A 7,137-nucleotide genomic window follows, 5' to 3' on the forward strand; every position below is an offset into this window, starting at 1 on the left:
GCGAAGAAGAAGCAGGCGTAGTAGTAGATCAGGAACCGAAACCGAGTTCAATTAGAAAAAGCGGTGTCGGCGAAAAAGTCGGCCTGATTGTTAGCAAAGGCCGTGAATTGGCCCAGGTACCTGATGTTCGCGGCCAGACCCAGGCTGGAGCCGCAGCCGTATTGGCCCAAAGGAATCTGGAAGCAGGCACATTACGGGAAGAATACGATCCGGTTACACCTGTTGGGTTGGTATTGGGCCAGGAACCAGCCCCCAGAACTCAAGTGCCGGCCGGGACCAAGGTAGCGTTAGTTCTTTCATTGGGCCCACCGCCACAACCGGTGGTGGTACCGGACCTAGCCGGGAAAGATTTGGCAGTGGCTCAGAGCGAGTTAACTGCCTCAGGCCTGGAACTTGGTGGTATTAGCGAAGAACCAAGCAACATCTATGGTGTGGGCAAAGTCGTGCGTACTGATCCGCCGCTGGGAACTACAGTTCAGGAGGGAGATAGCATCAGTTTAATTGTAAGCCAGGGACCACTGGCTGAGGCCGAATTGGTGACTTTTACGTTGAATGTAACTGTCCCCGACGGACCGCCCCAACAACTGGTTGAAGTCTGGGTGGTTAGCGCCGAAAACGAGCAGCGCGTTTTCCAGGAGCGGCTTGCCCCCGGTAAGAAGGTAAGCTTGTCACTTAAGGCTAGGCCTCAGAACAAGGTGCGGGTAGATCTTGACGGAGATACATGGAAGGAGTTTCCTGTCAGTGCCGGCAGTGGAACGTAAACAAGGGCTGGTTACTCGAGCCCTGGGAGGTTTCTTTTTTGTAGCCGCTAACGGAGAGACTTATCGTTGCACAGTTAAGGGCACCCTGAAAAAGCGAGAAGAAATTTTGGTCGGTGAGCGAGTAGCATTTACCACCACGGAACTGACCGACGGAGTAATTGACCAGGTGTTGCCACGGCAGAGCCGCTTGTTGCGTCCTCCGGTAGCCAATACGAACAAGTTAGTGGTAATATTCTCTGTGGATCTGCCACCGCCCAACTATATGCTCATAGATCGTATTTTGGTTCAAGCAGAAGCGGCTAGGTTAGAGATTGTAGTGTGCCTGAACAAGGTCGATCTGCTTGAGCGACCCGGTCAGGACGAAGAACTGCTGGTGCCTTATCAACTGGCCGGCTATCGTGTTTATAGTGTAAGCACTAAAACTATGACCAACGTGGCCTCCATCAAAGAGGAATTCTGTGACTGCATCACCGTTTTAGCCGGACAGTCTGGGGTGGGCAAGTCAAGCTTGCTGAACGCCCTGGAACCAGGACTGAAGCTAGCTACCGGTAAGGTTAGCCCGCGAACTCAGCGCGGTCGCCACACTACCCGCCAAGTGGAGTTACTGCCGCTGGCTGTAGGTGGCTGGGTAGCTGATACGCCGGGTTTTAGTACCTTGAGCTTACCAGACGTTGAGCCGGAGGAGCTAGTCTACCTTTTTCCCGAATTAGGAGCCATAGCTCTAAATTGCCGTTTTGCCGATTGCCGTCACGAGACCGAGCCAGATTGTGCTGTTCGGGCTGCAGTGGCTGCCGGGCAGGTGATGCCGGTAAGATTTGAATCATATTTAACAATGGCCGGGGAGTTGCGCCAGTTAAGGAGGAAATGGTAATGGTGAAGGTTGCACCGTCGCTTCTGGCGGCGGATTTTTCCGCGCTGGGGGCAGAGGTTGCCCGAGCCAAAGAAGCCGGAGCCGACCTATTACACTTGGATGTTATGGACGGACATTTCGTACCTAATATCACCTTTGGACCACAAGTAGTGGCGGCGGTACGAAAGCACACAGATCTGCCTTTGGACGTACACCTTATGATCAGTGAAGCCGATCGGTACCTGGAGGATTTTGCTGCTGCCGGAGCCGATATTATTTGTGTCCATGTTGAAGCTTGTTTGCATCTTCATCGGACCATTACCCGAATACTGGAATTAGGCAAAACCCCGGCTGTAGCCTTGAACCCGGCTACTTCTGCTCATACGCTGGCCCATGTTTTGGATTTAGTAGGTATGGTGCTGTTGATGACAGTAAATCCGGGTTTCGGCGGACAGGAATTTATTCCGGCAGTTGTGCCAAAGATAGAACAAGTGGCCGAAGAAATAAGAAGGCGCGGGCTGGATGTGGCGCTGGAAGTGGACGGTGGCATTGACCGCAAGACAGCTGCTACGGTGGTATCGGCAGGGGCCAATGTGTTGGTGGCTGGGTCGGCCATTTTTGGTTGCCCAGACATAAGAGCAGCCATAACGTCTATTAGACAGGCCGGGGCAGGTGCTTTACAATGAGGGCAGTTGTAGTGGCGGCCGCAGGCCAGGTGGATCACTCTTTATGTCCCCACATGAATAAGGCCGATTTACTGGTAGCTGCCGACGGTGGAGCTGCAGCTATGCTGGAGTTGGGCTTTGTTCCCCACGCGGTGGTAGGCGATTTTGACTCCCTAAGCCCGGAGGTAGCTTCTCGGCTGGCGGAGTGCGGCAGTGAGTTCGTTCGGGTCCAACGGGAAAAAGATGAGACCGACACAGAGCTGGCTGTGCGTTACGCCCTCCAGCACGGAGCCAATGACATTACATTTCTAGGGGCTGTTGGCGGGCGGATTGATCATACGTTGGCCAATTTGATTCTGTTGGCTGGCTTGGCGAAGAAAAATATTCCGGTCAAAGCTGTCACCCCGACCTTAGCTGTTTATGCAGTAACTGAAAGGTTGGTTATTCGAGGAACCAAAGGAGAATTAGTGTCGGTTTTTCCTTTCCAGGGACCGGCCGAAGGAGTAACTGAAATCGGCTTTAAGTACCCGCTGACGGACGCCTATCTAGATCCTTTCGCCGTAGTGGGCATCAGCAACGAGCTGGCCGGCCCGGAAGGGGTTATTCAGGTTAAAAAAGGAGTGCTGCTAGTTTTCCATTACCACCACGACCAAAAGCCCGGCTAGAAGGCCGGGCTTTTGTTTGACTATCAGGAGCCAAATCAAGCTGAGTAGAATATAATGAAGCAAATCGCAGCAGGTGCTAGTACCAGAGGAGGTGATAGGAGGTGAGGCACCGAGCACGCTTTTGGCGGAGGAGTGTGGGAGGAATTGTTGCTGCCGGCGGGGCTATTATTTTTGCCCTGGCCATCCCTCCATGGGCTTGGAGCATGCTGTTGGGACTTACACTTGTTGCTTTGGGCGGGTACTTGTATGTTAGGTCTATCTAGGCCCGGGACTACCATGCACCCAAAATTTGGCGATAGGAGGGGAAAATGTGCGTATTCATGTTATTAAAGTGCCTAAGTTCGTCGGTACCATCCTCATGGGTTTGCTCCGAGTATTTCACCGCGGCGAATGACAGACAGCGCCTTTAGGGGGGTGAGGCCGAGGAAGGGAGAGAAGAAAGGTGGGCGAGAGGATTCTCTGCAAAACTACCGGCTATCGGTTGGTAGATTCGCAGTACCGACGTCTTGTCCTATATGAAGTCCTTCTGGCAGAAATAAACCAGATATACAGCAAAATAGAGAATGATAATATCCAGCATGTCTATTATCGACTTGAGGTTACCGGCAAATAATGGTAACCTTTTTTGTTTGAGACTGCTTCTGAGCTTTTAACGATAAATCAGCGCAAGAATAAAAAGCGCAACAAGTGCGCTTCTTATAAGGCCCGTTCAACTTTCCCGGAACGCAGACATCTGGTACAAACGTTCACCCGCCGTGGAGCTTTGCCATCAACTGATATCTTTACCCGCTGCAAGTTGGGTTTCCAGGCCCTCTTGGTGCGGATATGGGAGTGACTTACCTTCATTCCCATTTGTCGCGTTTTGCCACAAATGGCACAAACTTTCATGTTTCCACCTCCAAATCATACCGCCGAACAAGTCTAGTAACCTCTTGAATTCTAGCATACCTTCTGTGTTCGCGCAAGAGGCCGCGGTAAAAGCATTAGGGGCAAAATGCTTGTGGCAAGTTACGAGAACAGATATACTTATGGTATAGTGAACAAAGAATCGGTAGTGAAGGAGGCATGTTTGTGCTTAGCGAAAGCCGCACTGAATTAGGTAAGATCGCTATCGGCCAAGAGGTAATTGCAACTTTAGCCGGCGCAGCTGCTATGGAAGGCTACGGTTTGGTGGGCATGGCTTCCCGGCGGATTACCGATGGCTTTGTAGAACTGTTAGGTCAGGAAAACTGGAGCCGTGGAGTTGAAGTTAAACTAAACGAGGATAACGTGTACATTACACTTCACGTTATTGTAAGTTATGGAGTCCGCATTTCTGAAGTGGCGAAAAATGTAATGGAAAGAGTAAAATACTCCGTGGAAGAAGTTACGGGCTTGAAAGTGAACCGAGTCGACGTTCATGTCCAAGGGGTACAAGCAGACATAGCCCGTACGGGGGTGTAGTAACAGTGGCTGTAAAAGAAATTAACGGAACAATGCTGCAGAACATGCTCCGCGGGGCGACAGCGGTCTTGGAGAGAAACAAAGACCGAGTCAATGCTTTAAATGTGTTTCCCGTACCCGACGGGGATACCGGCACCAACATGTATCTTACCCTTACAGCGGCCTTACGGGAAGCCGAAAGTGTCTCTAGCCCTTTGTCACGGGTGGCTATGGCTGCTTCCACCGGGTCCCTTATGGGTGCTCGGGGTAACTCCGGGGTGATTCTGTCACAGTTTTTCCGCGGAGTTGGCATTGCCTGGACGGACCTTGATCAGGCCGGCCCCAAAGAGGTGGCACAGGCCTTTGTGGAAGCAACTAAGACTGCGTATCGGGCCGTGATGAAACCGGTGGAGGGTACCATGCTTACCGTAGCCCGATTTGCGACCAAAGAGGCGTTAGCGGCAGCGCGGCAAGGAGGGGCTGATGTAGAAACGGTGCTGACAGCCGCCCTGACTGGAGCTCGGACGGCTCTGGAGCGGACGCCTTCTATGCTCCCTGTGCTGCGAGAAGCCGGAGTTGTAGATGCCGGGGGACAAGGGTTGGTGCACATTCTCGAGGGAGCGCTGGCTAGTCTGAGCGGACAAGATGTGGTAGTCGATAAAGCCGGTGCCGAACTGGCAACAGTACCGGAGACATCCGAATCGGCTGTTACTTCAGATTTGGCTTTTGGCTATTGTACGGAGCTGCTGGTCAAAGGACTGAAGCTGTCTGATGAAGCGGTAAAACAGAAGTTGATGTCTCTGGGTGACAGCCTGCTGGTAGTTGGCGACGGCAATGCTCTTAAGGTGCACATCCACACCAATCATCCCGGACAAGTACTGGAACAGCTGATAGCTTTTGGGTCGCTTCATGACATTAAGATCGATAATATGCAGGAGCAAAAGTCTCAATTTGAGGCTTCGTTAGCAGACACCAAAGAACTTAAGTCTTTGGGTGTAGTAGCAGTGTCTCTGGGCTCAGGTATCAAGTCTATTTTTGAAGGACTGGGTGTGGATGTGGTGGTTAGTGGCGGCCAAACCATGAACCCCAGTACGGAAGAACTGCTTGAAGCTATTGCCAGGGTACCGGCGGCCAGTGTGTTGGTACTACCGAACAACAAGAATGTTGTTTTAGCCGCCCAACAGGCGCAGAAGCTGGCTGATGGAAAAGTGGAAGTTATCCCGACCAGGAGTATAGCTCAAGGGATCGGAGCCATGGTAGCCTTTAACCCCGATGTTGATATGAAAAGCAATATCCAAGCGATGAATGCGGCCGCTGACAAAGTGATCACCGGTGAAGTAACCTATGCCATCCGGTCCACGCGCATTAATGGGCAGGATATCGCGGCCGGGAACATAATGGGGTTAGTTAACGGGAAACTGGAAGTAGTTGGAAAAGAAGTAAGCGAGGTATCCCTTGAAATTCTGGATCAAATGGTGCAGCCGGCAAGTGAGCTGATTACTCTTTTCAGTGGGGAAAAGACCACGGAGGAAGAAGCCGAGTCCTTAGTGGCTGCGGTCAGGGAACGGTTTTCGGACTGCGACGTGGAGTTACATGTGGGCGGACAGCCTCTCTATTACTATCTGATAGCGGTGGAGTGATCTATTGGAGATAATGTTCGCCTGCACCGGAACCGATGCCGGGGTGCAGGGCTGCATTGAGCCCACCGGCTATTATACGGGCCATGTCAGCGATAAGGGCGTCGATTTCCTTGGGGGTAACGAACAGATCTTCCCAGCGCGCCGGTAAGAGTTGTTCCAACAGATCAGTCTGGTTTTGAGCCGGCAGGGCAGATTCTAGTTCAGTGGGGCTGACCACATTGTGCCTTACCAGGGCCTGAGAGAATAGTTCCAGCGCATCTCCAGCCAAAGTGGAAGCGTGGATTACAGTGGGCACTCCAATGGCAATAACGCGGGTACCCAATGCTTCTTCTGTCAGCCCCAGGCGCTTGTTACCTACACCGGAGCCGGGATGAATCCCGCTGTCGGCCAGTTGGACAGTGGTGCTGACCCGATGCAGGCTGCGGGAGGCCAGTGCGTCCACCGCTATTACCAGGTCAGGATGAATATGCTGAACAACACCGCGCACTATTTCTTCAGTCTCAATACCGGTCAACCCCAGCACTCCAGGGGCCAAAGCAGCTACAGAACGCAGACCTCCTCTTAGTTCCTGCGGGGCGTACTCGAACAGGTGTCGCGTTACCATCAGATTATCCACTACCCGTGGCCCCAACGCATCTGGTGTGGCATTCCAGTTACCCAGGCCTATTACGAGTATGGTAGCTTCTTGGGATAAGTTGGCCAGGGCCGATAGCTCTTCAGTTAGGACCTGGGCTACTTCGTCGGCAATAACATGACCGCCGAGCCGCAAGGTGGGGGCTTCAATGGTGATGTATGTGCCCGGCGGCTTACCTAAGCTCTGGGCACCGTCAGCGCTGGTAATCTTGACTTTGGTCACCTTAGTATTAGGTGTAGAGCGGGTTAGCGTGTCGACACCGGGCACTCTTTGCTGGGGATCTTTTTGATGCAACGCTTCGTGAGCCTCTAAGGCTAAGTCCGTTCTAATGGAAGCGGAAAAAGTATAGGGCACGGAATCAGCTCCTTTGTAAAAAAAGTAATGGCGGCCGGGGAGGGCCGCCATTTGGGAGAGGAGAAACCGGAGAAAAGAACTCATGGGGGAGAAGTGAAACCTTACCTGACATCATTATTACCTGGAAAACCAAAAGATATACTTGA

The 7,137-nt window shown here is 52.3% G+C and carries 10 protein-coding genes; 8 read left to right on the top strand and 2 right to left on the bottom strand.

Annotated elements, in window-relative coordinates:
• The 6 genes from GX016_03015 to GX016_03040 form a co-directional block, all read left to right on the top strand.
• Positions 1–761: PASTA domain-containing protein (locus GX016_03015; GenBank protein ID HHT70536.1), on the top strand; the 761-nt coding region annotated here is incomplete at its 5' end.
• The gene (gene rsgA / locus GX016_03020; protein HHT70537.1) at positions 751–1,632 is read left to right on the top strand and encodes a ribosome small subunit-dependent GTPase A; all 882 of its coding nucleotides are present in this window, start codon (positions 751–753) and stop codon (positions 1,630–1,632) included. The genes GX016_03015 and rsgA, both read left to right, overlap by 11 nt.
• The gene (locus GX016_03025; protein HHT70538.1) at positions 1,632–2,297 is read left to right on the top strand and encodes a ribulose-phosphate 3-epimerase; all 666 of its coding nucleotides are present in this window, start codon (positions 1,632–1,634) and stop codon (positions 2,295–2,297) included. The genes rsgA and GX016_03025 overlap by 1 nt, the downstream gene beginning before the upstream one ends.
• Entirely contained in the window at positions 2,294–2,941 is a 648-nt protein-coding gene (locus tag GX016_03030; GenBank protein ID HHT70539.1) for a thiamine diphosphokinase, read from the top strand. The genes GX016_03025 and GX016_03030 overlap by 4 nt, the downstream gene beginning before the upstream one ends.
• Positions 2,942–3,042: 101 nt before the next feature.
• Positions 3,043–3,204, top strand: a complete 162-nt coding sequence (locus tag GX016_03035) for a hypothetical protein (protein ID HHT70540.1) — start codon at positions 3,043–3,045, stop codon at positions 3,202–3,204.
• Between the two features lie 179 nt (positions 3,205–3,383).
• Complete coding sequence (locus tag GX016_03040; protein HHT70541.1) at positions 3,384–3,554, top strand: hypothetical protein; 171 nt, start codon at positions 3,384–3,386, stop codon at positions 3,552–3,554.
• Between the two features lie 83 nt (positions 3,555–3,637).
• Here the strand turns inward: GX016_03040 and GX016_03045 are convergent, their stop codons facing one another.
• Complete coding sequence (locus GX016_03045) at positions 3,638–3,829, bottom strand: 50S ribosomal protein L28 (GenBank protein ID HHT70542.1); 192 nt, start codon at positions 3,827–3,829, stop codon at positions 3,638–3,640.
• A 177-nt stretch (positions 3,830–4,006) separates the two neighbouring features.
• On the opposite strand from GX016_03045, the gene GX016_03050 reads away from it, so the two are divergent.
• Positions 4,007–4,384 carry an Asp23/Gls24 family envelope stress response protein gene (locus tag GX016_03050; protein HHT70543.1) on the top strand — a complete coding sequence of 126 codons (378 nt, stop codon included), beginning with the start codon at positions 4,007–4,009 and terminating at the stop codon, positions 4,382–4,384.
• 5 nt (positions 4,385–4,389) lie between these two features.
• Entirely contained in the window at positions 4,390–6,003 is a 1,614-nt protein-coding gene (locus GX016_03055) for a DAK2 domain-containing protein (protein ID HHT70544.1), read from the top strand.
• 1 nt (position 6,004) lies between these two features.
• Here the strand turns inward: GX016_03055 and GX016_03060 are convergent, their stop codons facing one another.
• The gene (locus GX016_03060) at positions 6,005–7,042 is read right to left on the bottom strand and encodes a GPR endopeptidase (protein ID HHT70545.1); all 1,038 of its coding nucleotides are present in this window, start codon (positions 7,040–7,042) and stop codon (positions 6,005–6,007) included.
• Between the last annotated feature and the right edge of the window lie 95 nt (positions 7,043–7,137).

It is taken from the genome of Bacillota bacterium (genome assembly GCA_012837285.1).
GTDB lineage: Bacteria > Bacillota > DTU030 > DUMP01 > DUMP01 > DUNI01.